The organism is Sphingomonas sp. 28-62-20 (assembly GCF_002281505.1).
Genome location: NZ_NCGH01000003.1, coordinates 38,936 through 65,935 on the forward strand (window position 1 = coordinate 38,936; position 27,000 = coordinate 65,935).

General features: G+C 62.7%; 25 protein-coding genes and 1 pseudogene. 12 read left to right on the plus strand and 14 right to left on the minus strand.

Going from position 1 to position 27,000, the window contains the following annotated elements:
- The first annotated feature begins 118 nt into the window (after positions 1–118).
- Complete coding sequence (gene galU, locus B7Y43_RS03485) at positions 119–994, plus strand: UTP--glucose-1-phosphate uridylyltransferase (RefSeq protein ID WP_374130234.1); 876 nt, start codon at positions 119–121, stop codon at positions 992–994.
- A 77-nt stretch (positions 995–1,071) separates the two neighbouring features.
- Entirely contained in the window at positions 1,072–2,151 is a 1,080-nt protein-coding gene (locus B7Y43_RS03490) for a dTDP-glucose 4,6-dehydratase (RefSeq protein ID WP_374130235.1), read from the plus strand.
- Here B7Y43_RS03490 and B7Y43_RS03495 read toward each other — a convergent pair.
- From B7Y43_RS03495 to dut, 3 genes are read right to left on the minus strand one after another with little or no spacing between them, the layout of a single operon-like run.
- Entirely contained in the window at positions 2,148–2,513 is a 366-nt protein-coding gene (locus B7Y43_RS03495) for a peroxiredoxin (protein WP_374130236.1), read from the minus strand. The genes B7Y43_RS03490 and B7Y43_RS03495 overlap by 4 nt on opposite strands.
- Positions 2,510–3,277, minus strand: coding sequence for a HesA/MoeB/ThiF family protein (locus B7Y43_RS03500; protein ID WP_374130237.1), 768 nt, complete (start codon positions 3,275–3,277; stop codon positions 2,510–2,512). Before B7Y43_RS03500 ends, B7Y43_RS03495 begins: the two co-directional genes overlap by 4 nt.
- Entirely contained in the window at positions 3,277–3,753 is a 477-nt protein-coding gene (dut, locus tag B7Y43_RS03505) for a dUTP diphosphatase (RefSeq protein ID WP_374130238.1), read from the minus strand. The genes B7Y43_RS03500 and dut overlap by 1 nt, the downstream gene beginning before the upstream one ends.
- 103 nt (positions 3,754–3,856) lie before the next feature.
- Between dut and B7Y43_RS03510 the strand changes: the two genes are divergently transcribed.
- On the plus strand, positions 3,857–5,311 hold the full coding sequence (locus B7Y43_RS03510; protein ID WP_374130239.1) for a glycosyltransferase: 1,455 nt from the start codon (positions 3,857–3,859) through the stop codon (positions 5,309–5,311).
- Between the two features lie 6 nt (positions 5,312–5,317).
- Here the strand turns inward: B7Y43_RS03510 and coaBC are convergent.
- From coaBC to B7Y43_RS03530, 4 genes and pseudogenes are all read right to left on the minus strand, one after another.
- A pseudogene (gene coaBC / locus B7Y43_RS03515) lies at positions 5,318–6,492 on the minus strand (bifunctional phosphopantothenoylcysteine decarboxylase/phosphopantothenate--cysteine ligase CoaBC).
- Positions 6,489–7,607 carry a hypothetical protein gene (locus B7Y43_RS03520; protein ID WP_374130240.1) on the minus strand — a complete coding sequence of 373 codons (1,119 nt, stop codon included), beginning with the start codon at positions 7,605–7,607 and terminating at the stop codon, positions 6,489–6,491. The pseudogene coaBC and the gene B7Y43_RS03520 overlap by 4 nt, the downstream one beginning before the upstream one ends.
- 14 nt (positions 7,608–7,621) lie before the next feature.
- The gene (gene ubiB, locus B7Y43_RS03525; RefSeq protein WP_374130241.1) at positions 7,622–9,157 is read right to left on the minus strand and encodes a 2-polyprenylphenol 6-hydroxylase; all 1,536 of its coding nucleotides are present in this window, start codon (positions 9,155–9,157) and stop codon (positions 7,622–7,624) included.
- Positions 9,158–9,188: 31 nt separating this feature from the next.
- Positions 9,189–9,920 (minus strand): class I SAM-dependent methyltransferase, encoded by a 732-nt coding sequence (locus B7Y43_RS03530; protein WP_374130242.1) that lies wholly within the window; start codon positions 9,918–9,920, stop codon positions 9,189–9,191.
- A 60-nt stretch (positions 9,921–9,980) separates the two neighbouring features.
- Between B7Y43_RS03530 and mutM the strand changes: the two genes are divergently transcribed.
- The 3 genes from mutM (at position 9,981) to dnaA (ending at position 13,002) form a co-directional block, all read left to right on the plus strand.
- Entirely contained in the window at positions 9,981–10,793 is an 813-nt protein-coding gene (gene mutM / locus B7Y43_RS03535; RefSeq protein WP_374130243.1) for an Fpg/Nei family DNA glycosylase, read from the plus strand.
- A gap of 101 nt (positions 10,794–10,894) precedes the next feature.
- Positions 10,895–11,158: a 30S ribosomal protein S20 gene (rpsT, locus tag B7Y43_RS03540; RefSeq protein WP_374130244.1), complete on the plus strand. Its 264-nt coding sequence runs from the start codon at positions 10,895–10,897 to the stop codon at positions 11,156–11,158.
- 452 nt (positions 11,159–11,610) lie between these two features.
- Complete coding sequence (dnaA, locus tag B7Y43_RS03545) at positions 11,611–13,002, plus strand: chromosomal replication initiator protein DnaA (protein ID WP_374130245.1); 1,392 nt, start codon at positions 11,611–11,613, stop codon at positions 13,000–13,002.
- A gap of 96 nt (positions 13,003–13,098) precedes the next feature.
- Here dnaA and B7Y43_RS03550 read toward each other — a convergent pair whose 3' ends face one another.
- The 4 genes from B7Y43_RS03550 to secB form a co-directional block, all read right to left on the minus strand.
- Entirely contained in the window at positions 13,099–13,776 is a 678-nt protein-coding gene (locus tag B7Y43_RS03550; protein ID WP_374130246.1) for a DUF4136 domain-containing protein, read from the minus strand.
- Between the two features lie 108 nt (positions 13,777–13,884).
- Positions 13,885–14,892, minus strand: a complete 1,008-nt coding sequence (gene trpS, locus B7Y43_RS03555; RefSeq protein WP_374130247.1) for a tryptophan--tRNA ligase — start codon at positions 14,890–14,892, stop codon at positions 13,885–13,887.
- Complete coding sequence (gene murJ / locus B7Y43_RS03560; RefSeq protein WP_374130248.1) at positions 14,892–16,478, minus strand: murein biosynthesis integral membrane protein MurJ; 1,587 nt, start codon at positions 16,476–16,478, stop codon at positions 14,892–14,894. The genes trpS and murJ overlap by 1 nt, the downstream gene beginning before the upstream one ends.
- Before the next feature lie 35 nt (positions 16,479–16,513).
- Positions 16,514–17,017, minus strand: coding sequence for a protein-export chaperone SecB (gene secB, locus B7Y43_RS03565; protein WP_374130249.1), 504 nt, complete (start codon positions 17,015–17,017; stop codon positions 16,514–16,516).
- Positions 17,018–17,211: 194 nt separating this feature from the next.
- Between secB and B7Y43_RS03570 the strand changes: the two genes are divergently transcribed.
- The 4 genes from B7Y43_RS03570 (at position 17,212) to B7Y43_RS03585 (ending at position 21,453) form a co-directional block, all read left to right on the plus strand.
- Positions 17,212–17,892: a Tim44/TimA family putative adaptor protein gene (locus B7Y43_RS03570; RefSeq protein ID WP_374130334.1), complete on the plus strand. Its 681-nt coding sequence runs from the start codon at positions 17,212–17,214 to the stop codon at positions 17,890–17,892.
- A gap of 5 nt (positions 17,893–17,897) precedes the next feature.
- A complete protein-coding gene (locus B7Y43_RS03575) occupies positions 17,898–19,154 on the plus strand; it encodes a murein transglycosylase A (protein ID WP_374130250.1) in 1,257 nt (418 codons plus the stop codon).
- Positions 19,129–19,707: a Smr/MutS family protein gene (locus B7Y43_RS03580; RefSeq protein ID WP_374130251.1), complete on the plus strand. Its 579-nt coding sequence runs from the start codon at positions 19,129–19,131 to the stop codon at positions 19,705–19,707. The genes B7Y43_RS03575 and B7Y43_RS03580 overlap by 26 nt, the downstream gene beginning before the upstream one ends.
- A 69-nt stretch (positions 19,708–19,776) precedes the next feature.
- Positions 19,777–21,453, plus strand: a complete 1,677-nt coding sequence (locus tag B7Y43_RS03585) for a bifunctional diguanylate cyclase/phosphodiesterase (RefSeq protein WP_374130252.1) — start codon at positions 19,777–19,779, stop codon at positions 21,451–21,453.
- On the opposite strand, the gene dapE is transcribed toward B7Y43_RS03585, so the two are convergent.
- Positions 21,435–22,586, minus strand: coding sequence for a succinyl-diaminopimelate desuccinylase (gene dapE, locus B7Y43_RS03590; RefSeq protein ID WP_374130253.1), 1,152 nt, complete (start codon positions 22,584–22,586; stop codon positions 21,435–21,437). The two genes, B7Y43_RS03585 and dapE, sit on opposite strands and share 19 nt — an antisense overlap.
- Positions 22,587–22,596: 10 nt before the next feature.
- Between dapE and B7Y43_RS03595 the strand changes: the two genes are divergently transcribed.
- Positions 22,597–23,061, plus strand: coding sequence for a cupin domain-containing protein (locus B7Y43_RS03595; RefSeq protein WP_374130335.1), 465 nt, complete (start codon positions 22,597–22,599; stop codon positions 23,059–23,061).
- A 4-nt stretch (positions 23,062–23,065) separates the two neighbouring features.
- Here the strand turns inward: B7Y43_RS03595 and B7Y43_RS03600 are convergent, their stop codons facing one another.
- Both B7Y43_RS03600 and B7Y43_RS03605 read right to left on the minus strand, forming a co-directional pair.
- The gene (locus B7Y43_RS03600; protein ID WP_374130254.1) at positions 23,066–23,734 is read right to left on the minus strand and encodes a glutathione S-transferase family protein; all 669 of its coding nucleotides are present in this window, start codon (positions 23,732–23,734) and stop codon (positions 23,066–23,068) included.
- A 49-nt stretch (positions 23,735–23,783) separates the two neighbouring features.
- Complete coding sequence (locus B7Y43_RS03605) at positions 23,784–24,308, minus strand: TetR/AcrR family transcriptional regulator (protein ID WP_374130255.1); 525 nt, start codon at positions 24,306–24,308, stop codon at positions 23,784–23,786.
- Positions 24,309–24,728: 420 nt separating this feature from the next.
- Between B7Y43_RS03605 and B7Y43_RS03610 the strand changes: the two genes are divergently transcribed.
- Entirely contained in the window at positions 24,729–26,945 is a 2,217-nt protein-coding gene (locus tag B7Y43_RS03610; protein WP_374130256.1) for a TonB-dependent receptor, read from the plus strand.
- Positions 26,946–27,000 lie beyond the last annotated feature (55 nt).

A 27,000-nucleotide genomic window follows, 5' to 3' on the forward strand; every position in this document is an offset into this window, starting at 1 on the left:
CGATGCCATAATCGTGGCTGCTTAAGGCCACGCTAACGGACATCGCAGAGTCGCTGAAGGCTGGAGTTTGCCAGCCGTCCTTCCGCGCGATAGGGTCAACGCTTCAGTGGAGAAGATCATGACGTTCAAGCGGCTGCGCAAGGCAGTTTTCCCGGTCGGTGGCCTGGGCACGCGCTTTTTGCCCGCGACCAAGGCGTTGCCCAAGGAGATGCTGCCGGTCGTCGATCGGCCGCTGATCCAATACGCCGTCGATGAGGCGCTGGAGGCGGGCATCGAGCAGATGATCTTCGTCACCGGGCGCGGCAAATCGGCGATCGAGGACCATTTCGACATCGCTTATGAGCTGGAAGCGACGATGGCGGCGCGCGGCAAATCGATGGAATTGCTTCACCAAACCCGCCTCACGCCGGGGGCGGTTGCCTATGTCCGTCAGCAAGAGCCGATGGGGCTTGGCCACGCGGTATGGTGCGCGCGTGATATCGTTGGCGATGAGCCGTTTGCAGTCCTACTCGCCGATGATTTCATGGTCGGTGCACCTGGCTGTCTGAAGCAGATGGTCGAAGCCTATAACCGGACCGGCGGCAATATGATTTGCGCGCAGGAAGTGGCCGACGACCAGACCGACAAATATGGCGTGATTACCCCCGGTACGCGCGATGGCCGACTGACCGAGGTTCTGGGGCTGGTTGAGAAACCCGCGCCGGGCACCGCCCCGTCGAATCTGGCCGTGATCGGCCGATATGTCCTGCAGCCCGAGGTGATGCGCGTGCTGGAGACGCAGGAAAAGGGTGCAGGTGGCGAAATCCAGCTGACTGACGCCATGGCGCGGATGATTGGCAATCAACCCTTCCATGGACTGACCTTCGACGGCACGCGGTTTGACTGCGGCGACAAGGCCGGCTTCATCCAGGCCAATCTCGCGCTGGCGCTGGATCGACCGGATATTGGCCCGGCCGTGCGGTCATTTGCGCGCGCGTTGCTCGGGCGCGATTAACCCCGATTGGTGCAAACACCGTTTAGGGTTTGGGCATAAATTTCGCGGGTGATGAACCGACCAGCGAGACCAATGCCATGACCGTCAAGACGCGCGCGCCGATCGAGATCAGCTACACGCCGCCAGAGCGAACCATTCTCGTTACGGGCGGGGCGGGGTTTATTGGCTCGGCGGTCTGCCGATTGCTGGCGAGCAATGGATCGATCCGTGTGATCAATCTCGATTCGCTGGTCGATAGCGTCGCGCCAGAGGCGTTGGCGGTGCCCGCTGATCAGCCCAATTATCGCTTTGTCGAGGGCGATATCCTTGATCGCGCTTTGCTCGCTGCGGTTATGGCGCAGGAACAGGTCGATGGCGTTATCCATATCGCAGCCGAAGGCCGCGCGGATCGGCCCGGGGTCGATATCCCACCCTTTATCGATACCAATGTCGGCGGCACCTTTCAGCTGCTGGAGGCGTCGCTCGCGCATTGGCGAACGTTGATGCCCGATGCGCGGGCGCGGTTTCGCTTTCACCATGTTTCGACCAATGCGGTCTTTGGCGATCTGGCAGCGGATGCCCGCCGGATCGATGAGACCGCGCCCTATCGGCCGGGCGCGCCCTGTGCCGCGACACGCGCGGCTGCCGATCATCTCGTGCGCGCCTGGCACAGCAGCTTTGGCTTACCCGTCGTGATCTCGCATGGCGGCAATTGTTATGGCCCCTATCAAAAGCCCGGCAAGCTGATCCCGCATGCCATTTTGGCGGCGATTGGGGGCGTATCGGTACCGGTTTATGGTTCTGGATCGGAACTGCGCGATTGGCTGCATGTCGAGGATTATGCGCGCGCGCTGACGGCGGTGCTGATCCACGGCCAGGTTGGCCAGCATTACATGATCGGTGGCCGCGAAGAGCGCAGCAGTCTGGCGGTAGTGGCGATGATCTGCGATCTGCTCGATCGGCTCGATCCGCGCGCCGATGGCCGCAAGCGTCGGTCGCTGATCAGCTTCCTGCCCGATCGCCGAGCAACTGATCGCCGGCACGCGATTGATCCCGGCAAGATCGAACGCGAACTGGGCTGGCGGCCGCAAATCGGCTTGGTCGACGGGCTAACTGAAGCGATCGATTGGCATCGCGATCAGGCGCGCGTGGCGCGACGCGAAGCGGCTGTGGGTTAAAAGCTGACCAGCCGGTCCGCGCCGAGCGTGGCGAGCAGGCTGACCATGCCCCCCGCTTCAACGCCCTCGGCAAGCGCCTCCAGCGTCACGCCGGTGAGCGCCAGGCCGGTCTGACAGGCGATGAGGGCGATGCCCGCTGCTTGTGCCATGGCGATCAATGCTGGCCGGTCGGGGAGGCCAGCGGCGGCAAGGCCCGGACCATCGTCGTCATCGCGGGGCGCGCGGGCGAGCAGCGCGACGCTCGCTTCATGGCAATAGAGCCGCACGCTGCCACCGAGCGCCGCTTGGGCGAGCGCGGTCGACATGGCGGCGCGGAATCTGGCGGCATCGGCGCTGGCAATGATGATCGTCAGGCCGGTCATGCGGCACAGGCCGGGCAGCCTGGATCCTTGGGCAGCCGGATCGTGCGGAAGCGGAAATCGAGCGCATCGACGATCAGCAGATTGCCCGCGCTATCGGCGCCAAAGGGCACGATCGCGCGCATCACCTCCAGGGCGGCGAGGCTGCCGACGACGCCGGTCATCGCGCCCAGCACCCCTTGATCAGCACAGCTGACATCGGCGCGATCGGGATCATTGCCGACAAAGCAGCGATAGCAGGGCTTGTCGGCTTCCCAGCCGCGAAACACCGCCAATTGCCCGTCAAACTGGCCGATCGCGGCTGAGACGAGCGGCGTTTGCGCCGCGCGCGCTGCATCGGCGACCGCGAGCCGGGTCGCGAAATTGTCGCTGCCGTCAAGCACGACATCGGCCCCGGCGAGCAAGCTGGTGGCATTGACGGCGGTGATCCGTTCGCTGATTGGATGCACCACGACATCCGGGTTGAGCCGCGCAACCGCGACCGTGGCGGCGCTGGTCTTGAGCATGCCAATATCGCTGGTGGCGAACAGCGTCTGGCGTTGCAGATTGCTAAGATCGACGCGATCGTCATCAATGATCGTCAGCCGCCCGACGCCTGCCGCCGCCAGATACTGGATCGCGGGTGATCCGATCCCGCCCGCGCCCACCACCACGACATGCGCCGACAGCAACCGCGCCTGGCCGCGCCCGCCAATCTCTTTCAGGACGATATGGCGCGCATAGCGGTCAAGCTGGGCGTCGGTGAGCGGGGCTGGGATTGCGGCCATCAGACGCCGGTCGAGCCGAATCCGCCCAGCCCGCGATCAGTCTGCGCGCTGAAGTCATCGACGATCGTGAACGCGGGCCGGACAATCGGCAGGAACACCAGTTGCGCGATCCGATCGCCGGGATTGATCGTGAAGGATTCACTGCCCGGCGGGGTGCGCAGCCAGGCGCTGATGAAGATCTGGTTGGCATAATCGGCATCGATCGTACCGACAGCCTGGCCGAGCACCAGCCCTTTCTTGTGCCCCAGCCCCGATCGCGCGAGCAGGAAGGCGACGAGGTGCGGGTCGTTCATCAGCACCGCGATACCCGACGGGATCAGGACAGCGGGGGCCTGGGGCTCCAGCGTGAGCGGCGCATCGATACAGGCATGAAGATCGATCCCCGCCGACATCGCCGTCTGATAGCGCGGCAGCCCCCAATCATTGAGCCGGGGATCGAGGATCTTCAGTTCAAGCTGGGGGCAGAGATCGCGCATCGAGGTTCCTTGGCTGGGCTACTACGCGACTAGCCTCGCTGCGCCGCGCGGTGCAAGCGGCGTTAACGCCTCCTACGCGCGCGCACGCTAAGGTCAGGGCGTGATGACCGTGCCAATCAGCCGCCCGCCGCTGGCATGGGCCCTGGGGTTGCAGCTAATGCTGGCGACCCTTGCCCTTTATGGTGCCGTGTCGCTGCCTGGGCTTGAGGCGCACTGGATGTTCTCGGCAACGGGCATAGCGCTTTTCGTGTTGTGGCTGGGGGTGGCGGGGGCGACAGCGTGGATGCTGTTGCGCGTGTCACCGTCCAGCGAGCAAATGGCGATGCTGGCGCTTGGCATTATCGCGCTCAGACTGTGCTTTGGGGCACTGGTACTTGGCCGACTGTCGACCGGGGATGCGGATATCTATCCAGTGATCGCGCGGCAGCTGCTGGCGGGCCAGGGCCTGTATTTCGATCAGGCCGATATGGGCGAGCGGGTGTTTGCGCTCTATCCGCCCTTTTACCCGGTGCTGCTGGCGGCATGGGGCGCGGTGGCGGGCTTTTCGACCTGGTCGCTGATCGCGATGAACATGGTGGTCGATTGCGGTGCCGCATGGCTGATCGTGCAGATCGGTGCGGCGCTAAAGGCGCCGGCGGCCGGGCGGGGCGCGGCGTTCCTCTACCTCGTCTGGCCATCGGTACTGTTCTCTGCCCCGCTCGCGCAAAAGGAGGGGGTGGCGATCGCGCTGATCCTGCTGCTGGCGTTGGTGTGGATCAGAATGAGCCAGCGGGCAGCGAGCGAAGGAAGCGGCTGGCGCGGGGCACTGGCGCTGGGCGTACCGACGGGATTGCTGGCCATGACGCAGCCGGGGCAGGCACCGCTGGCGGCGCTGTTCGGGCTGATGCTGGTCGGGCGGATCGGAGTTCGGCGGCTGATACGATTCGGGCTGGCGGGGGCGTGTGTCGCTGTAATCGTGATGTTGCCCTGGTGGGTGCGCAATTGGGTAGTATTCGGCGCTTTCGTACCGCTGACGAGCGCGGGCGGCATCAGCCTGTGGATCGGCAACAACCCTGATGCAACGGGCAACTGGATGCCGCAGCCTGAGGCGTGGCGGGGCTTGCCCGAGCTCGATTACGCGCGGCAGGCGAGTGGTGAAGCGGTGGCATGGATAAAAGGGCATCCGGCTGATTTCGTGCGGCTAACGATCGCCAAATTCCTGCACGCTGTCGGGGTTGGCCAGTTTGGGCTGTTCCGCATCGCGATCATGTCACCGGCGATTTCGCCAGCCTTGGCGGCGATGCTGTTTCCGCTCTCCTTTGGCGCGCACTGGCTGATGCTGGGCGCAGGGGCGGTGTCGCTCCGGCTACGTCAGGTGCCGGGGATTTGGGTGATGACTTTGCTGCTGATCGCGGGGTTCTTGCAGCTGGCGCTGTTCGGCGTGTGGTTCGAATTCGGCGAACGCCACCGCGAATTCCTGACGCCATTTCTACTGCTGCTGGGGTGCATGGCGGCGGGGGCGGTGCAGTGGCGAAATGGGGTAGGCGTGCGGGCTGCGATGGCGAAAGTGGGCGGGTAGCGGCCTTTATCCAAGCACCGCCGCTGCGATCCGTTTCGCGAGAAGGCGGGCGACTTCTTCCTTTGGCATCCGGTCCCAGCTTTCGACGCCCTGTGCCGTCACGATGTGGATGCTGTTCGCGGCGCCGCCCATGACATCGCCGGAGACGTCGTTGGCGATGATCCAGTCGGCGCCTTTGCGGACGCGTTTGCTGCTGGCGTGTTCGGTCACGCGTTCGGTTTCTGCCGCAAAGCCGATCACCAGGGGCGGGCGCTTGGGGCTCTTGGCGAGCGTTGCCAGGATATCGGGGTTCTCGACCAGCATGAGCGTCGGCGTGCGCGCGCCCTTTTTGATCTTTTGCGGCATCGGGGTGACGCGCCAGTCAGCCACGGCGGCGACCATGATCGCGGCGTCGGCGGGCAGGGCCTGTTCGACCGCAGCGGCCATTTCAAGCGCGGTCTCGACATCAATCCGGTCGACGCCCGCTGGAGTTTCGAGCGTGACGGGGCCAGCGATGAGGGTCACGCGCGCGCCGAGCGCGGCAAGCGCTGCAGCAATAGCGAATCCCTGCTTACCCGACGATCTGTTGGCGATGTAGCGGACCGGATCGATCGGCTCATGCGTCGGCCCGGCGGTGACCAGCATGTGCCGACCGGTAAGGCTGGTCATAGGCCGAGCGCGCGGTTGATGGCGGCGAGGATCGCGTCGGGCTCGGGCAGGCGACCGGGGCCGAATTCGCCGCAAGCCATGGGGCCTTCATCGGGCTCCATGACGGTGATGCCGTCGGCGCGCAGGGTGGCGATATTGCGGCGGGTGGCGGGGTGCTGCCACATGCGGACGTTCATCGCTGGCGCGGCGAGCACGGGCTTGTCGGTTGCAAGCAGCAAGGTGGTGGCAAGATCATCGGCGATGCCTGCGGCCATCTTGGCGAGTAGATCGGCGGTCGCTGGCGCGATGACGACGAGATCGGCTTCTCGGCTGAGCTGGATATGGCCCATCTCGGCCTCATCCTTCAAATCCCACAGGCTGGTATGGACCGGGTTTTCGCTCAGCGCCGCGAGCGTCATCGGCGTGATAAACTGCGCGCCACCAGCGGTGAGTACGCAGCGCACGCCAATGCCCGCCTTGCGCGCGAGGCGGATCAGCTCGCAGGCCTTATAGGCAGCGATGCCGCCACCGACGATCAGGAGAATGCGTTTCATCGAACCGACCTTGTCACGGTAATGCGCCGACTGTCGAGCGCAGCGACATAAAGGTCGCGCAGCGCATCGGGGATGAAGGCAAGCCCGACCAGACTGACCGGGGCCACCAGCAGCACCCAATAATAGGTGTCGGTGCGGCAAAACAGGCTAACCAGCACGGCATAGGCACCCAGTACCCCAAGCACGCGCGTTGCCGCGGGATCGCGCCAGGCCAGCCAGCCGAACAGGGCAAAGCCAACGAATGGTGCGGCAATCCATGGGGGCAACACGCTCAAGGCGGTTGTCACCGACAAGGCTTTCACGAAAAAACCAAAACCGAGCAGCCCGCTCCACCCCGGTCCCGCCGGATCACTGGGCAGGATGATCGCGCTCCACGCAAAATAATGGGCGGTGACGGCCGCACCAACCATCGCAAACGCGACCGCCCAGCCGATCGCTTCGCGCCGATGGCCGCCCGCCAGCGCGCACAGGGCCATGACGATCGCATATAGCGCAGCAGTTTCGCGGATCAGCATCGCGCAGGCGCCGATCGCAACCGCCTCTACCCAGCGATCGTCGCGCCACACCGCCAGCGACAAGGCGACCAGCAGTCCGGCCCAGACTTCATGAAAGGCGACCAGATTAGTCTGCACGAAGATCATCCCCCCGCACCCGACCAAGGCCAGCGCAATCAGTCGGGGTGGTGGGCGCGCGAAGACACCCCCCAGTTGGACATACCAGGCAGCCAACACCGCCAAGCACAGCAAATACAGCAGCAGGATCGTCACGGGGCGCGGCAACGCGGCCTGGACAATAGCCAGCGTGGGCAGGCGCATCGTCACAAAGGGGCGGACGGGGTAGCCGCCGCTGCGCTGCGCCTGTGCGGCCACACTGTAATAATCGCCGCCGCCGCGCACCGCCGCGACAATCGATTCGTACAGCAGCACATCGGCTCGGTCGCTGTCGGCAGCAGCCGGGTCTGGGCTAGCGGGCGGCGGGCTAGGCGCGATGATCGCGCTGAGCGACAGCAGAATGAGCAGCGCCAGCCCGGCGAGCACCAACCTGGCCGGGCGCCGCTTGATGCCGGCAAACCGGCTGGGCTGCGCAAGCCATAGGGGTGGGGACACCCGTGCCACTCAGCCCGGCCTTATCAAGGCAACCACAGCCACGAACCAAGGGCGCCGATTGCCGCTGCGCCAAGAGCGACCGCAGCATAGCGCCAGCCGCCGCCGATGCGCACCACGTCGATCTCGCCGAGCGGCGGGGCGGGGGGCGCACCACCGGGATCGGGGAAATGTCGTTCGATATTGCGGATCAGCTGGGGCAGTCGCGCCAGCGTTTTGAAATCGGCGTTCAGCCGATCAGCGACAAAGGTTTCAGGGCCAAGTTCGGTCCTGATCCATTCGCGGACGAAGGGCGCTGCGGTTTCCCACATGTTGATATCGGGATCGAGCGCGGTCGCCACGCCCTCCACCATCACCATCGTCTTTTGCAACAACAGCAAATGCGGCTGCGTTTTCATGTCGAAATCGCGGGTGATGTTGAACAGCCCGTCGAGCATATTGCCGACCGACATATCCTTCACTGACATGCCGCGCATTGGCTCACCGACCGCGCGCAGCGCGGTCGCGAATTCGCCGACATTGTGGTGGGCGGGAACATAGCCGGCTTCGAAATGGATCTCGGCGACGCGCTTATAATTGCCGGTGATCAGGCCATAGAGAATTTCGGCCAGCCACACCCGGGCGCGGCGATCAATCCGGCCCATGATCCCGAAATCAATCGCCGCGATCCGGCTGCCAGGGAGCGCAAAGAGATTGCCCTGATGGAGATCGGCATGGAAGAACCCTTCCGCGATGGCCTGCCGTAGAAAGGCGTGGACCAGAATATGCGCCAGCCGGGCGGGATCATAGCCGGCCGCGAGCAGCGCCGCGCGGTTCGATAATTTGATGCCGTCAATCCATTCCAGCGTCAGCACGCCGCCCGTGGTGCGCTGCCAATCGATCGCGGGCACGACGAAATCGGGCTCGGCGGTCATCGCTTCGGCAAGTTCGGAGGCTGAGGCTGCCTCACGTCGCAGATCAAGCTCGCGCGCGGTCCAGCGCTTGAAGGTTTCGATCACCAGGCGCGGCTGCAGCCGGGCGAGTTCGCCGCCCATCGATTCAAGCTGTGCCGCGGCCCATTGATAGGTGTCGATGGCGCGGGCGAATTCTTCCTCCACCCCAGGGCGCAGCACCTTGATCGCCACGGCGCGGCCATCGGTCGTTACACCCCGGTGGACCTGCGCGATCGACGCAGCGCCGACCGGCACTGGATCGATTGAGGCGAACAGGTCTTCCAGGGGGCGGCCAAAGCTCTTAACCATCGCTGCATTGATGACCGCAAAGGGCACCGGGGGCAGCGCATCCTGCAGGCGCGCAAGATCGCGCGCGGCCGCCTCACCAACGATATCGGGGCGAGTAGCGAGCGTCTGGCCAAACTTGATTGCGGCCGGCCCAATCTCCTGAAGCGCGACGGCATAGGCTGGCGTTTCCGGCAGCCGGACGCCAATACGCGCGATCCGAACAAGCCTGCGGACGGGGGCAGGGGTATTGGGATCGCGCTCGATACCGCTCAGCGCACCATGACGGGCGAGCGTGCGGCCCCATTTCAGGACGCGCCAGAGATGGACGATGGGGGCGGTCATGCGCAACCAGCCTTGGCGGAATGGCGCAAGATCAGATCTTCCAGCCGCTATGGATCGCGACCAGTCCGCCGAGCATCGGTTCCACTTTGGTCTGCACAAAGCCCGCCTCGGCAATCATGCCTTCGAACTTGGCCATGTCAGGAAAGCGGCGGATCGATTCGATCAGATAGCGATAGCTGTCTTCATCCTTCGCCAGCAGTTTGCCGAGTTGCGGGACCAGCTTGTGCGAATAGCCATCATAGATTTCCGCAAAGCCCGGCCACAGCGTCGTCGAGAACTCCAGGCAATAGAAGCGCCCCCCGCGTTTCAGCACGCGGTGCGCCTCGCGCAGCGCCTTGGGAATATCGGTCACGTTCCTGATGCCAAAGGCGATCGTATAGGCATCGAAGAATCGGTCAGGAAAAACCAGCGTTTCGGCATTGGCCTCAGTCCAGACCAGCCCGTCAATGCCGCGCTTTGCGGCGCGTTCGATGCCGACCTCCAGCATCGCCGGGTTGATATCCGCCACCGTAATCGCCGCGCCAGACGGTGCCATGCGAAAGGCGATGTCGCCGGTGCCGCCAGCCATATCGAGGATCGCATCGCCAGCACGCGGCTTCACCCGGCGGACGAATCGATCCTTCCACAACCGATGCATGCCAGCCGACATGGCATCGTTCATCAGATCATAGGATGGGGCGACGCTTTTGAAGACGTCTCCTACGCGGGCGGTCTTTTCTTCGGGGGCTATTTGTTGATAGCCGAATGAAACGGTGTCGGTCATGAGCGTCGCTCTAGCCAAGGCTTGTGGACGGAGCAAACGCAACCTAGCTGCTGGTGGATCATGCCGGAACTTCCCGAAGTCGAAACCACCGTCCGCGGCCTGCGTCCCGTGCTGGAAGGCGCGCGGATCGAGCGCGTGCTGCTCCGCCGCGCCGATCTGCGCCGTCCCTTTCCCGCCGATATCGGCCAGCGATTGACTGGGGCGATCGTCACCGGGCTCGGGCGGCGCGCCAAATATGGCCTGATCGATACCGATCGCGGCGACACGATGATCTTTCATCTCGGCATGTCGGGGCGATGGCGGGTCGATCCTTCCGAAACGCTGCCGCATGATCATCTGGTGCTGACCACAGCCGTCGGGCGGACGCTGGCGCTCAACGATCCACGTCGATTCGGCTCAGTCGATCTGGTCGAGACGGCAGCAATCGCTGCCTATCCGCCGTTTATGACCATGGGGCCGGAGCCGCTCGGGCTGGGCTTTACCGCCGACTATCTCGGCAAAGCATTGGCGGGGCGCGGGGCACCGATCAAGGCGATGCTGCTCGATCAGCGGATCGTCGCGGGGCTCGGTAATATCTATGTGTGTGAGGCGCTGCATATGGCGGGTATCACCCCGGCACGGGCCGCCGGCCAGATCGCGTCGGCGCGACTCGCCACGCTGGTTGAGTCGATTCGAACGGTGCTCGCTTCGGCCATCGAGGCAGGCGGATCGACGCTGCGTGATTATGCCCGGCCGGATGGCGAACTCGGCTATTTTTCAAAACAATGGCTGGTCTATGGACGCGAAGGCGAGCTGTGCCGTTGCGGCGCGCTGGTGAAAAGACGCCCTGAAGGTGGGCGTTCGACGTTCTGGTGCAGCAAATGCCAGCGTTGAGTTGTTGACCGGAGCCACCGGCGCGGTTAATAGGCGCGCTTTCGAAGGGCGATCGGGAGCATCTCCCCCGCCCTTTTTCATTGAAAAGGTTCGAGGACGGCATGGCGAATACGCCACAGGCGAAAAAGCGTATCCGGCGGAATGACCGCCGTGCGGAGATCAACACCAATCGCGTTGGGCGCATTCGCACCTTCGTGAAAAAGGTCGAGTCGGCGCTCGAATCGGGTGACAAGGATGCCGCCGCGACCGCGCTGGCCGCTGCGCAGCCAGAACTGGCGCGGGGCGTTGCCAAGGGCGTGCTCCACAAGAATACCGCCTCGCGCAAGTTCGCGCGGCTGACGAAGCGCGTTTCCGCGCTCGCTTAAAACGTTACGTTTCCGTGACAAATGGCCCGCCGGGAGCTTCCCAGCGGGCCTTTTTGTCGTGGCTGCTGCATCGAATGCGCCAGGTTTTGACCGTCGAGCTGCCACAATGGCGTCCGGCATACCGCTGATATCAAAACCTAGGATTTACCGCGATTCGCCAAGGTTTCAAATTAGTGACGGTTTTATTATAGTCTAGAATCAAAGACTTGTTAAAATTTTGACGGGTTTGCGCGGCTAAGGCCGAGTCAAATGGTTTATTTCAGATTCTTGACTGCCCGGCCTCTTGATCGACTCGGTCATGTCCTCATAATCAGCCTTCGCCGCGATGATTACCGCATCCGGTATTTAGCATAACTTCATCGTCAGGCGGACGCGATTCCGGCTGCGGGGGGATATTTTCGATCGAAAACAGGGCGTCCAGGGGAGTTACCTGGCCGCGAGGAGAGTTGCGCGTGGCGATTGCTGGAGCATTGAAGGCGACATCTGGCACTGAACTGGACAAGGCATGGGTACGGATTCGCGGGCATTTGCGCGAATCGGCTGGCGCGCGCTTGTTTGATCAGTGGCTGAAGCCGCTTGCCCTGGCGGCGAGCGACGAGGCGGATACGGTGCGGCTCTCGCTGCCGTCTGCCTTCATGACCAATTGGGTCCGCAACAATTATGCGGAACGGCTGTTGCAGGAATTTCGGGCCATCGTCCCGACGATCAGCCAGGTGATCATTGAAACGGCCAGCGCGTCGGCGCCGTTGCCAGTGCTGGCGAGCATCGATCCGGTTGCCGCACCTGCAGCACCAAGCGCGATCGCGGCCATGGCCGGTGCGCGCCCTGCGCTCGATTCGCGCTTCACCTTTGATCGGTTTGTCGTCGATGGCTCAAACCGGGTTGCGTGGAACGCCGCCAAGGCGCTTGCCGAGCCAGGTACGCCGCGCTTCAGCCCGCTATTTCTGCACAGCGGCACAGGGATGGGCAAAACCCATCTGATGCATGCGATCGGCACGGCTTTTCTTGAAGCGCAGCCAGGGGCCGATGTGATTTACATGTCGGCCGAACGATTCATGTTCGAATTCGTCCAGGCGATGCGCGCGCGCGATACGTTCGCGTTCAAGGCGCGGTTGCGGTCGGTTGATCTGCTGATGATCGACGATCTGCAGTTCATTGCCGGCAAGGATGCAACGCAGGAAGAGTTTTTCTACACGATCAACGAGGTGATGAGCGCCGGCAAGCGGCTGGTCGTCAGCGCTGACCGCTGTCCACAGGGGTTGGACGGCGTTGAAGCACGGATCCTGTCACGCCTGTCGGTTGGCTTTGTGGCCGATATCAAGCCGGCTGATCTGACGTTGCGCCGCGCTGTGCTGGCCCGCAAACTGGCCGATATGCCCGATGCCAGGGTGCCCGCTGACGTGCTGGAATTGCTGGCCGTCCGGCTGACCTCAAGCATTCGCGAACTGGAGGGCGCGCTCAACCGGCTGGTCGCTTATGCTCAGTTGACGGGTGAGGCGATCGATATGGATTTCACCCAAGCCACGCTCGGCGATGTGCTGCGCGGCGTGCAAAAGCGGGTGACGATCGACGAAATCCAGCGGGCGGTGTCGAGCTATTTCGAACTCAAGCCGATCGAGCTGGTTTCAGCACGTCGCGCGCGCGTCGTGGCGCGTCCGCGGCAGATTGCCATGTATCTTGCCAAGCGGCTGACGACTCGGTCGCTCCCTGAGATTGGCCGCAAATTTGGCGGACGCGACCATTCAACGGTAATCCATGCGGTGCGCCGCATCGAACAGCTGCGCGATACCGATATGGATGTCGATAGCGCGGTGCGGACATTGCTGCGCGATCTGGAGGGGTAGAACACCCGCCATTCTTGGCTAAATCAGGTGCTATAGTCGTCCCCGGCTTCCTGGCGTTCAACGCCAGCAAGCCGGGCGTAACCGTTAGCCCTGGGATTATTTCACCGCCTTGCGTTCTGGCGCGATCGTGATCTTCACCGTTTCGCCCGAATTGCCGGGAAAGCCCGTGAACATCGCATCGACGAGATTGGGGACAATCTTGGGCAGTTCGTCAGTATTGGATTGCGCGCGGGCGGTGCCCTCGAAAACGCGCTTGCCATTGTCAGTCCGTTCGATCTGCAAATCGAGTTCGCTGGTGAACACGGTGTAGCTATAGGTATCGTTGAAGCCACCACCGAACAGGAATGGATCGTTCCAGCCAAAGGCATAGCCGCGCGGCCCGAATCCGCCACGGCCATAACCAAAGCCACCATAACCGAAGCCACCATAGCCGAATCCGCCATAGCCGAAGCCACCAAAGCCGCCATAGCCAAAGCCGGTTGAACGGACGCGTTCACGGCCACGATCAACATCGTAATGCATTTTGACGATCAATTGCGCCTGGGCTGGGTCAGCGGCAGGCTGATACCCCTGTTCAACAAGGCGAGCGCTGACCAGCTGCGCATATTGGCCAAATTCGATCCCGCCCTGAAGGTGCGGATTGCTCGCCTGGACAATGAAGGTCTGCCCGGATGGGGGCGCAAGCATCTGGAAGCGGGATACCTTTGCGGTAAATGGGGTCGCACAGCTTGAAAGCATGAGTAACGCGGCGACGGCGATGAATGATTTCTTCATTGGATCACTCTCTTGGCTGTGCGTAAAATTGCTTGCGAACAATCACTTGACGATCGTGCCATGCGCAAGGTGAATGGCAGTTGAACGCGTAATAGTACCGAGCTGCCGTCAAATCTGCAATCCGATTGCACGTTGCGCTGCTGCCAGAGTTGGCGCTGCCAATGCGCTTGCACGACTGGCCCCTTTGATCAGGGCATCGGAAACGGCGGGGCGGTCGCTCAGCAGCCCGGTCAGCCGGTGCCGAATTGGTCCCAGCGTGGCAATGGTCAGATCGGCGAGCGCTGGCTTGAAGGCGCCAAACCCCTGTCCGGCGAAGTCTGCCAGCACCGAATCGGGCGTGCGATCAGCAAGCGCTGCATAGATCGTTACCAGGTTGCGTGCCTCGGCCCGATCAGCAAGCGCGGCAATAGTGTCGGGCAGCGGATCGGCATCGGTGCGCGCCTTGCGGCATTTTTGGGCAATCACGTCGTCGCTATCGATCAGGTTGATCCGGGCCATGTCTGACGGATCTGACTTTGACATTTTCGCGGTGCCATCACGCAAGCTCATGATCCGGGGGGCGGCGGCACTGATCAGCGGTGCTGGCAGCGGGAACAGATCGACGCCGAAATCCAGGTTGAATTTGGTCGCGATATCCCGCGCCAGCTCCAGATGCTGCTTTTGATCCTCTCCGACGGGCACATGGCTTGCCTTGTACAGCAGAACATCGGCCGCTTGCAGCACGGGATAGCCGAAATAGCCGACACTCTGGCTCGATCCGTCCCTGCCGGCCTTGTCCTTCCACTGCGTCATCCGGTTGAGCCAGCCCATCCGCGCAGTGCCGTTCAGAATCCAGGCAAGCTCGCTATGGGCGGGGACGCGGGCCTGATTGAACAGGATCGATCGATCGGGGTCGATCCCGCAGGCGATTAGCGCGGCAGCCATCTCGATGGTCGCGTTCGCCAGCTCGGCCGGGACGACCGGCTGGGTTAGAGCGTGGAGATCGGCCAGGAAGAACAGGCAATCGCCGCCGTCTGCCGTCACCTGGTCCTGCATCGCGACCCATTGCTTGATCGCGCCCAGATAATTGCCGAGGTGGAGATTACCGGTGGGCTGAATGCCGGAAACAACGCGCATCAAGGGGCCTTTTTGGTTGGAGTTGCGCTGCGTCGCCGCAACACCGCCCGCAAATCGGACGGCAGATACGCGCGCAGCACAAAACAGGCAGCGACATAGACGAGCCCGCCAATCCCGACCAGCACCATCATCGCGGTCCAGCGGGTGACGCTTGTTCCCAGGGTGTAGGGCGTGAAACGATCGTTGAGGAAATACATCACGACCCCCATCAGCAGTGCAGCGCCAGCCAACCGCCAGACTCGCCGCTTGAGCTGCGCATCGGGAACAAAATGCCCGCGCTTGGCGAGCGTGCGATAGAGCAGTCCCAGATTGACGAGACTGGCCAGCGCGGTCGCGAGCGGCGGACCCATATGTTTAAGGGGCAGGATAAAGGCCAGATTGAGCAGCAGGTTCACGGCGATCGAGATCGTCGCATAGCGCACCGGCGTCTTGGTATCGGCGCGCGCATAATAGCCCGGCGTCAGCACCTTGATAAGGATATAGGCGGGCAGCCCCAGTGAAAAGGCGGCCAGCGCCTGCGCGGTGAAATTCGTGTCGCCGGGCGTGAACTTGCCGTGCTGAAACAGGGCGGCCACGATCGGCACGCCGCAAACAATCAGCGCAACCGTGGCCGGCAGTGTAAAGAACAGCGCCAGCTCCATGCCCCGGTTCTGCGTGTCCATCGCTTCCGCCTCGTGCCCGCCACCAAGCTGGCGCGAGATCGTCGGCAGCAGCACGGTACCCAGCGCGATCCCAATCAGCCCGAGCGGCAGCTGGTTGAGCCGATCCGCGAAATAGATGTACGAAACCGTGCCCTCGCCGAGCAGACTATAGGCAAGCGCAGATGAAATCAGCAGATTGAACTGGACCGCACCCGCGCCGAGCGCTGCCGGGCCGATCAGTGCGATCAGCGTCCTGACTTCGGGGCTCCACACGGGCAGCTTGGGACGCAGGTTAACGCCGTTGCGCAGGCACGCCAGCCACAACCAGATTAGCTGCAGCGCCCCCGATAGGCTGACCGCGATCGCCTGATTGCGCGCCGTGAGCAGCGGATCGGGATCGTGGAAGAACAGCAACGCCGCGATCAGCGTCAGGTTGAGGAGGATCGGCGCAGCCGCATTGACCCAGAATTTCTGCAGCGAATTGAGGATGCCGCCGAGCAGCGAGACGAGCGAGATCAGCAGCAGATAGGGCAGGGTGAAGCGCGACAGCATCACCACATAGTCTGCTTGATCGGGCGTCGCCTTGCCGAAGCCGCCGGTCAGCGCCCAGGTGACGGGCCAGGCGAAGATTTCCAGCAGCACCGTCATCACGATCAGCACCGGGAGCAGCACTGACAGCGCATCTTCGGCAAAGCTCAGGCCCGCCGCCAATCCGCCGCCCTTTTCGGCGACCTTTTTGTTGAACATCGGGATGAACGCGGCAGAAAACGCGCCTTCAGCGAATAGGGCGCGAAACATATTGGGCAAGCGAAACGCGATCAAAAACGCGTCGGATGCAAAACTCGCCCCGACGAAGCGCGCAAATAGCGAATCGCGCACCAGCCCCAGGACGCGGCTGGCGAGCGTCAACCCGCCGACCGAGCCCAGGGCGCGCGCCAGATTCATGCCAATGTCACCGGCATCGCCCCCCGATATGCGATTTAGGCGTGGCCGATATCCTCAGCCGGCATCCCAGCGCCGGGCTGGTTTTCGACCTGCTGCGAATAGAGCGCGTGGAAATCGATCGGCTCTAACAGCAGCGGCTGGAAGCCACCGTCGCGCACCGTATCGGCGAGCACGCGGCGCGCGAAGGGGAAGAGCAAGCGCGGCGCTTCGCCAAGCAGGAAGGGCTGCATATGCTCCTGCGGCACGTTGCGGATGCCGAACAGCCCCGCATAGCTAAGGTCCACCACAAAGGCGACGCCGTCATCGGTTTCCGAACGGACGTCGATCTTCAGGATGACCTCATGAATATCGTCCGCGATTTGCAGCGTGCCGATGTTGAACTGCACATCGATGCGCGGCATCGCCTGGCTTTGGTAAATCGCCGGGGAATTGGGATTTTCGAACGACAGGTCTTTCACATATTGCGAAATCATGCCCGCTACCGGCGTGGTATCTGCGCCATTTGCCAAGGGTGCGCCGCCATTTTCCTGCTCGTCCATCAATCCATCTTTCTATCTATGTGTCGCAAAAGACATGCCGGGTGAACGGCCATGTCCCGTGAATTCCCATCAAGCCGATGCGCGTCGCGCCTAGCAGGGGCTGCGTGCCAGTTCAACGCCGCGTGGTTGTCGTGATCTTGGGGCTATCGGGCAATGCGGGATTCGGGTATTTGAAACCCTGGGTTCATGCGCCTATGTTAGGGATTGGTCGCACGACTGGAGGCAGAGTGGTTTACGTAGTTCTTCTTGCAATGATTGCCGCGTTTCTCGCGTTGCGCCTGTACATGGTGCTGGGCAAGCGGACCGGGCATGAGCAACCCCTGCCCAAGCCAGCCGAAGAGCGCGTCGCGCTGGCGCCGTCACCTGCGCGCACAATTGAGGGCACGGCAGAAACGCGTGACATTGCCAACCGTCACATCGAATCTGGTGCAGAATCTGGTGTACGAGCGATTATTGCGGCGGATTCGTCGTTCGATGTGGGCCAGTTCATTGACGGTGCCAAGGCAGCGTATCGGATGATCCTTGATGCCTATTGGAAGGGCGATACCGATACGTTGGGCTGGTTGGTCGAAGACGAAGTTCGGCAGAGTTTCATCGAAGCGATCGACGCACGCAAAGCGGCGGGGCATGTGCTCGACAACCGCCTGGTCAGCATTGAGCGCGCGGTGATCACCGATGCCGAGGTGAAGGGCCGTGCTGCGCGAATCATGGTCTTGATTGAAGCCGATATCGCCGCCACCACCCGCGATGCGGAAGGCAATCTGGTTTCGGGGTCGATGACCGATGCGGTCGCCACCCGCGAAATTTGGACGTTTGCGCGGACGCTGAAAAATAGCGACCCGAACTGGAAGCTCGCCGAAACCGACGAGGCATAAGTTTGATGGAGCGTCCGGGCCGCTTTGGCTGCGAGTTGGTGGCGCTTGCGCTGCTGCTGGCGGGGTGCAGCAGCAAGATCGTGCCGCCGTCGCAAGGGCCCGCTCCGCCAACGCAGCCGTCGGTCGTCGCAACACCGCTTCCCCCGGCTCAAACGCCGTCGGCACCAGCAGGGCCGGCTAATGCCGTGGCTGCTGGGGTGGTGATGGGGCCACCGATCACTGCTCTGCCGATCAAGCGCGATCAGGCCGTGCGTGCGCTCGCCGCCTTCCGCACCTCCTGCCCCAGTCTGGTTCGCCGGACGGACGGATCGGGGCTGACCCGGCCAAGTGATTGGCAAGAGGCATGCAGCGCCGCCAATGCGACCGCCGACGCCGAAGCGCGCGATTTTTTCAGCCGCTATTTCGAAGCGGTACAGATCGCAGACGGCAAGGCCTTCGCCACCGGTTATTACGAACCGGAAATCGCCGGGTCGCGCGACAAGCGGGTCGGCTATGAAACACCGATTTATGGACGGCCAAGCGATTTGATCGATGTCGATCTTGGTTTGTTTTCCGATGCGCTGAAGGGCAAAAAAGTGCGCGGTCGCGTCGATGGCACGGCGCTGGTTCCCTATCATGATCGTGCGGCGATCGAGAATGGCGCGATTGCCAAGACCGCGCCGATTATCGCCTGGGCCGCTGATCCGGTGGAGATTTTCTTTCTGCAGATTCAAGGCTCTGGGCGGCTGCGCTTGCCGGACGGCGGGATCATGCGGATCGGCTATGATAGTCAGAATGGCCGCGATTATACCGGCATCGGCGCGCTGATGCGCACCCGCGGGCTGCTGCAACCGGGGCAGACATCGATGCAGGGTATCGTCGCCTGGCTACACGCCCACCCGGAAGAGGGCCGCGCGATCATGCAGGAAAACAAGAGCTTCGTGTTCTTCCGCGAACAGCAAAGTGCCGCTCAGGGCGCGCTGGGCTATGTCGTGACCGGGGGGGTGAGTGCTGCCGTCGATCCCAAATTCGTGCCGCTGGGCGCGCCGATCCTGCTGTCGATGGATCGGGCTGATGCCTCGCGGCTGTGGATTGCGCAGGATACGGGCGGCGCCATCCGGGGGCCCAATCGCGTCGATACATTCTGGGGGGCAGGGGATGAGGCGCGCATGATCGCCGGTGGCATGGCCGCGCGCGGCACGGCCCTTCTGCTCCTCCCGCGTGGCACGGTCGCGCGGCTGGCGGCGGGGAGCCCCGATGGCGGAGCGCCGATTAACCGCTGACGAAGCGGCGCTGTGGCGCCGTGTGATGGCCACCGTCCGACCCGCGCGCGCCGCCCCGGCAAAGGCGAGCCTGACGAAGCCAGGCGATGTCTCAAGTGATCCCGCACCAACCAGGACGCAGGCGGCCAAGCCTGCAAAGGCTGCCCGTGCTGTTGCTAAGCCCGCCGCTGTGCCACCCGCTCGACCCAAACCCGGCGTGACGCTCGACGGCAGCTGGGACAAAAAACTGGCGAAAGGGATTGTCTCGCCCGACAGCGCGATCGATCTGCACGGGCATACGCTGGAATCGGCTTATCGCGTGCTTGATACGGGGCTTGATCAGGCAATCCGGCGGGGCGACCGGGTGCTGTTGCTGATTACCGGCAAACCGCCGCGCCCGGAAAGCGAACGGCCGCATGCGCGCGGGCGGATTCGCGATGCGGTTGGCGATTGGCTGGCGGCATCGCGCCATGCCGCCAGGATCGCCGCTGTCCGCCCGGCGCACCCCCGCCACGGTGGCGCTGGCGCACTCTATATTGTTCTTCGCCGCCCGGCTGCCGAACGAAATTATTAACCTTTCGCTGTCATCCCGCTGCAATTGCAATCGGCGCGCGTTCGCGATCGAAAGGGAGCCCAAAACGGGATGGAAGGAGCCTCGCTCAAGAGCCGCGCAATTACTTTTGCGATGGCATCCGGTGCGGTGGCCTTTATTTTGGCGCTGGTCGCCACGTCCAATGGCGCGATCGATGCTCAAAGCGTGTCGCGCGCGCTGATACCGGCGATTGTCTGCGCGGTCATGTGTTGGGCGTCGACCGAACGCGCCATTGCCTCTACCGCCGCCGCCATTGATGCCGCGATTGCCCGGCTCGCGCGCGCTGCCCATGGCGACCTGCAGGGCGAAATCCCCAAGGAAATCGGCGAAAATGTGCCGCAATTGGCCCAGGCGATGGAGCGATTGTTCGAACAGATCGGCACCAATCTGGACAGTGTCCATCGGCTGGCCATGTTTGATCCTGTTACCGGGCTTGCCAATCGCACCAATTTTCGCCGCAGCTGCGAACGACTGCTGACGGAGATGCCGGCGGGCACGCCGGCCGCGCTGTTTTTTATCGATCTCGATCGCTTCAAGGCGGTGAACGATACGATGGGCCATGCCATGGGCGATATGCTGCTCGGCATGGTCGCCAATCGGCTTCGCGCCGTCGCCGATCGCGTCACAGCGGACAGCGGCAAGCCGCAGCCCCTGATTGGCCGGTTGGCGGGTGATGAATTCACCATGTTCTTCCCCGAAGTCGGTGATCCGGCTGAGGCGGCGCGGATCAGCCGCGGTGTCTTGTTCGCGCTGGGCGAAACCTTCGATATTGCGGGCCATGATGTTGAGATTGGCGCGTCGATCGGCATCGCCATCAGGCCGGAGCATGGATCGACCCTGACCGAACTGATGCGCGCTGCCGATGCGGCGATGTATCATGCCAAGGCGACCGGTCGCGGACGCGCGGAGCATTTTTCTGAAACGCTCGCAGCGCAAATTGCCGATCGCGCCCAGCTTGAATGCGATTTGCGCGCCGCGATCGACCTCAATCAGTTCGCGCTGGTCTTCCAGCCGCAGATCAGCCTGCCTGAAGGGCGCATCGTCGCGGCCGAGGCGCTGCTGCGCTGGCGGCATCCTACCCTTGGCGTCAAACTGCCCGGTACGTTTATCCAGCGGGCTGAGGAAACCGGCCTGATCGTCGAGATTGGCGAATGGGTCATCGCCACCGTCGCCGATACGATCGCGCGCTGGGGCGACATGGGCATTGAACAACGGCTGGCGATCAATATCTCGCCGCGCCAGCTTGATCATGTCAGCTTCTTCCGGCGCTTGCGCGAAGCGATGCATGCCGCCAACGCACCGGCGCGGCTGCTCGAACTCGAAATTACCGAAACGCTGGCCATGCATTGCAGTGAGGAAGTGATCGACGCGATTGCGACGCTGCGGGCCGACGGTGCGACCATTGCGATCGACGATTTCGGCACGGGCTATTCCAATCTCGCCCGGCTGCGCGATTTGCCGGTGGATCGCGTGAAACTCGACCGCAGCCTGATCGAACACATCGCTGTAAAGCCCGAAGCGCGGACGATTGTGCAGGCGGTCATCGGCCTGATCCACGGGCTTGGGTGCGAAGCGGTTGCTGAAGGTATTGAGACCGCAGCCCAGGCCGATGTCCTGCGCGTCATCGGCTGTGACGTGATCCAGGGCTATGCGATCGCCCAGCCGATGGATGAAGATGATTTCATCGCCTGGTCGCGCACCGACAAGCGTCAGGCACTGGCCGGCTGAAGGGCCTGCGTGACGATATCGGCATAGATATCGGTCAGCAGGTGCAAATCCTGAAGGGCGACCGCCTCATCAAGCTTATGCATCGTCGCATTGACCAGGCCGAATTCCACCACCGGGCAGATTTTCGACAGAAACCGCGCATCCGATGTGCCGCCGCTGGTTGATAGTTCAGGCGCGTAGCCGGTCTGGCGTTCGATCGCCGCGCTGATCAGCGTTGAAAAATCGCCGGGCGGGGTAAGAAATGCCTCCCCGGAGACGCGCGCCATCACTTTGGCGCCGGGCGCATGGCGATCGACAATCTCGGTAATGCGCGCGGCCAGCGCGTCGCCGCGATGCAGATCGTTGAACCGGATGCTCAGCCGCGCACTCGCCAGCGCCGGGATGACATTGGTGGCCGGATTGCCGACGGTGACATCGGTGACCTCGATATTGGAGGGCTGAAACCAATCGGTCCCCTGGTCGAGGTCGATCGCCTGGATTTCGCTTAGGATCGCGGTCATCCGGCGGATCGGATTGTCAGCGAGATGGGGATAAGCGACATGGCCCTGCTTGCCGGGCACATCGATCCAGATATTCAGCGAACCACGCCGTCCAATCTTGATCATGTCGCCAAGCCGGGCAACCGATGTCGGCTCGCCGATCAGGCACAGATCGGGCTTCAGGCCCTGTGCCGCCATTCGCTCCATCAGCGCCACGGTACCAAAGATTGCGGGGCCTTCCTCATCGCCGGTGATGATCAGGCTGATCGTGCCCGCATCCGCCGGTATGCGCGCAATGGCAGCGACAAAGGCGGCAATCGCCCCCTTCATATCGACCGCGCCGCGCCCATAGAGAAGGTCGCCGCGCTCTGTCGGCACGAACGGGTCACCGGTCCAGCCGGGGCCCGGTGGAACAACGTCTAGATGCCCGCCAAAGGCGAAATGCCGCCCGCCGGTGCCGCGCACCGCCAGCAGATTTTCAACCGGCCCATCGGGGCTATGGCCTGTGACAAAGCGGTCGACCGTGAAGCCCAGCGGGACCAGCATCGCCTCCAGCGCGTCGAACACCGCAGGCGCTGCGGGGGTGACGCTTTCACAGGCAATCAGCGCCTTGGTCAGCGCGACAACATCGGGCAATATTGTGGTGGCATTCATGGAGGCTGCATTGCCCAAGCTCGATCTCGACACAATCCCCCAAGCGAACACCACCGGCTATCCCGATCCCTATGACAAGCCCATGGCAGGCCGGTGGTTCCGGCGGTTGGCCCCGGCCGGTGGGCTGACGGCGATGGGGGTCAGCCATGTCGTGCTCAAGCCCGGCGGCTGGTCCTCGCAGCGCCATTGGCATGATGATGAGGATGAATTTGTCGTGATGTTGACGGGCGAAGCCGTGCTGGTCGACGACACGGGCGAAACCATTGTCCGGGCGGGCGATTGCCTCACCTTCGCCATGGGCGATGGCAACGGCCACCATCTGCAGAACCGGTCAGACGCTGATTGCAGCTTTATCGCCGTTGGGGCCGGCAATTTGAAAGGGACCGGCCACTATGCCGATATCGACATGATTTTTGACGATCAGGGCTATTACCACAAAGACGGCACGCCCTATCCGACCAAGCGGATACGCTAGCCGATCATGCCGCAGGTGGCCGCTCATATTTGTCGATCACCCATTCTTCGTCCTGCGCGGCGGCAATCCAGTCTTGCATCCAGCGATGGCCAATCACTGCATCGACATACGCCTGGGCGAAGCGCGGCGTTGGCAAGCCATAGGTGGTGATGCGCGTACACACCGGCGCGAACATGATGTCGACGGCGCCGAATGCGCCGAACAAATAGGGCTGGTCGCCGCCGAAGCGGGCACGCGCCTGCGCCCAGAGTTCGAAAAGCCGCTCCAGTTCGGCCGTCACGTCAGCATGGGGCGTTTCTGGCGCAAAAATCTGGCGAACATTCATGCCGTGGCGACTGCGCAACGCCGCGAAGCCGGCATGCATTTCAGCCGCCAATGACCGGGCAAAGCCGCGCGCGGCGGGGTCACTGGGCCAGAATTTCGTCCCGCCGGTTTTTCCATCGAGATAATCGATGATGGCCAGGCTGTCCCAAACCACGGCATCGCCATCCCATAGGATCGGCACCTTGCCGCCCGACGGCGCGATATCGGGTGCTGCGCGCCGCGTCTGCCAGTCAGCGTCGAACAGTGGCACGACGACTTCGTCGAACGCCAGCCCGGATTGCTTGCAGGCCAGCCAGCCGCGCAGTGACCAGGATGAATAGGCTTTGTTGCCGATGATGAGTTTAAGCATCTGCCCGGAATAGCGGTCGGTCAGCGCGGCGGCAACCGGGAGCGCAGCACTACAGCGCCTTCAGGCAGATCGCGTCGAGGCCGAAACTCTTGACCATCACCATGCCTTCGATCGTCACCAAGAGGCGGGCGGCATCGGCTTCGCGGGCCTCAGGCGTGGGACCGTCCAGCTGGGCGATTCCCCAGGACAGAAACGCGCGGCCGATCTGCTCCGCGACTGGCCGATAGAGCGAGTCATTGCGCGCCGCCATGCTCGCCACTTCCAGCCAGACGCGCATATAAGGCCAGAATGCGTCGGCCAGCACCAGGTCCAGCAAATGCGCTTGTAGCGCCGCCCGATCGAGCTTGCCACGGGCTGTGCCTGAATCCATCAGCACCATCATCCGCTGCGCAATGCGTTCCAGCGTGGCGGCCATCACGGCCGTTTTGTCCTTGAAGTAATAAAGCAGCATCCGGTCGCTGATGCCGGCCGCTTGCGCCAATGGCCGCAGACTGGCTGCAGACAGCCCTTCAGCGAGGACAAAATCCGCCAGCTTGTCGAGCAGGGCATCCCGGCGCTCGTCTGATTTCACCATTGCTCGTTCGACCCTTGCGGCGTGTGCAGCGTAATCATCGCTACAATCATCCGTCCCCTTCGCACAAATCGGCGCAACAGGGGAGGGGCTGTCAAAGGAGACTGGCATGCCGACCGGCCAAGAGGCGTGAGATGGTCTGCTGGGCGCATATCTGGTGCTCATATCGAGCAATATTGGTGCCCTATTCTCTCACCTGAGGCGGGGCTGCAACACCGTTTGAGTTTGTGACGCAGCCGATACAATATCATTGCCGCAGCGTGACATATGTATGAAACTTGCACCAAGGCGCGAATGACGGTCGCCGTCGGCAGGGACGGAGTGCAGTAGCACGGGCCGGCCAGCGACCACTTTGTGCGCCTGGTTTTTTTGACCAACCGCCCGGTCTCTCCGGGCAAATTCGGGGAAATGATGATGAAGCGAATGACTGCCGGTATGAAGCGCCTTGCCAGGCTGACCCATGGAACGCTTGGCCAATTGAGCGGCGCTTCGGCCATCGCCGTAGCCGCTCTGCTGGTAGCAAGTCCGGCGGCCGCCCAAAGCACCGACTCTAATACCGCCCCAAAGGCTGAAGCTGCTGCGGAATCGGGTTTCGACATCGTTGTTACTGCCCGCAAGCGTGAGGAAAGCATTATCGATGCGCCGGTCGCGATCAGCGCCTTTGGCGGGGAGACGCTTAAGTCGCTCAATGCGCGCAATCTGGAAGATGTCGGCAAATACGTCCCCAACCTGACGATCAGCCGGTACGGCGTTGGCAACACCGCCCAGGCCGCGATTTTCATCCGCGCCATCGGCTTGCAAGACCATTTGATCACGACCGATCCGGGCGTTGGCGTTTATCTGGACGGCGTCTATCTCGGCCGTCAGCTCGGTTCGAACCTGTCGCTGCAGAATATCGAACGGATCGAAGTGCTGCGCGGTCCGCAGGGCACGCTCTATGGCCGCAACACATTGGGCGGTGCAGTCAACATCATCACCCGCAAGCCAGGCACCGACGAATCGATTGAGGTCGATGCGCAGGTCGGGTCGCGTGGGCGGATCAATGGCAGCTTTTATGCCGATACCCGTATCTCGCCGACGCTGGCGGTGTCGCTCAACGGCAGCTACCAGAGCCGGGATGGCGTTGGCGATGCAGTCAATATCGCCAGCCCCAGCGCGCGCATTGGCGAGCAAAATGATTTCAGCGGCCGCGCCGCCGCTTATTGGACGCCGACCGACAATTTCTCGATCCTGTCCTCGGTCGATTTCGTCCGCGCGCGCGACGGTCAGTCACCCTATCGCGTCGATATCTATGATCCCGTTGCCGCCGGGTTCACTGCCGCAACCCAGGTCCGCCCCGATGATTCGGGCACGGATGTGCCTGGCCTGGAGTCGACATCGCTTGATCTGTTTGGTGCGTCGATCACCGCCGAGCTGAAGTTGAGCGAGGAAATCACGACCAAGCTGATCACCAGCTATCGCCAGACCAAATATACCGGTGGTTTGTCGGATACCGACAATATCTCGCGCCAGTCGGTCTTCCCGGAGACGGGCGATGCCGAGCAGGTGTCGGCCGAACTGCAGCTGAACGGCGAATTCGATGCGTTCAACTTCGTCAGTGGCCTTTATTATTACTATGAAAATGGCAGCAACGAATCCCGCCCGGCATTCTTTTTCGGTGGCAATAGCGACTACCGGATCCAACAGCGCACCAACAGCTATGCCGTCTATGCCAATGGCAGCTACAACATCACCGATCGGCTCTCGATCGGTGCGGGCGTGCGCTATTCGAATGATGACAAGCGGGCAACGGCGCGCTTTTCAAGCTTCGCCGGCCCCGTGACCCGTAGCGCTAGGTATGACGAGGTGACGGCGCAGGGGAACATCACCTACAAGCTGGACGACAACAACTCGGTCTATGGCACGATCCAGCTTGGCTACCAGCCGGGTAGCTTCACGCCGCGCCCCTTTGGCGGGCCGAGCTCGTTCAACGCATCGCCCGAAACGACCGCGACCAACTATGAGATCGGCTATAAGGGCCGCATCACCCCCAACTGGGTCGTGCTGCTCTCGGCCTTTACGACCACATATGACGATCGCGGACTGCCTTACTCGTTCATCAACGCCAATGGGTTCAACACGGTAATCATCGCCGCTGACGCCCGCGCGCGCGGGATCGAGGCGGAAACCACGGTCACGTTTGGCGGGTTCAAGCTGAAGGGGTCGCTGGGCTATCTCGACAGCACGATCACCCGTGTGAATTCGCTGCCGCCGGCCTTCTTCCCGACGGGCGGCACCCCGGTTGCTGGCGCACCGACCGCGCTCAGCCCCGATTTCACTGGCGCGGTGACGGCGGCCTATACTTATGATCTGCCCAGCGGATCGATCACCGCCCAGGCCGATTATTCGTATCGCGGCCAGCAATTCGGCCAGCCGGTCGCACGAACCAGCGAAATCATTAATCCACGCAGCCTGGTCGGCTTCAACATCAAATATGAAAATGAAGCACGCGATCTGGCGTTCAGCGTCTATGGCAGCAACATCTTCAACAAGGTCTATGACCAGGGTCGGCTCGACCAGGGCGGCTTTGTTGGGGTGGTTGTCAGCAATGACCGCAGCGAGTTCGGCGTGCGGCTGACCAAGAAGTTCCGTCAGCGTTGATCAGTGAAAATCACCGGGGCGGCATGTGCTGTCCCGGTGATTGCCTAGAGGGTGA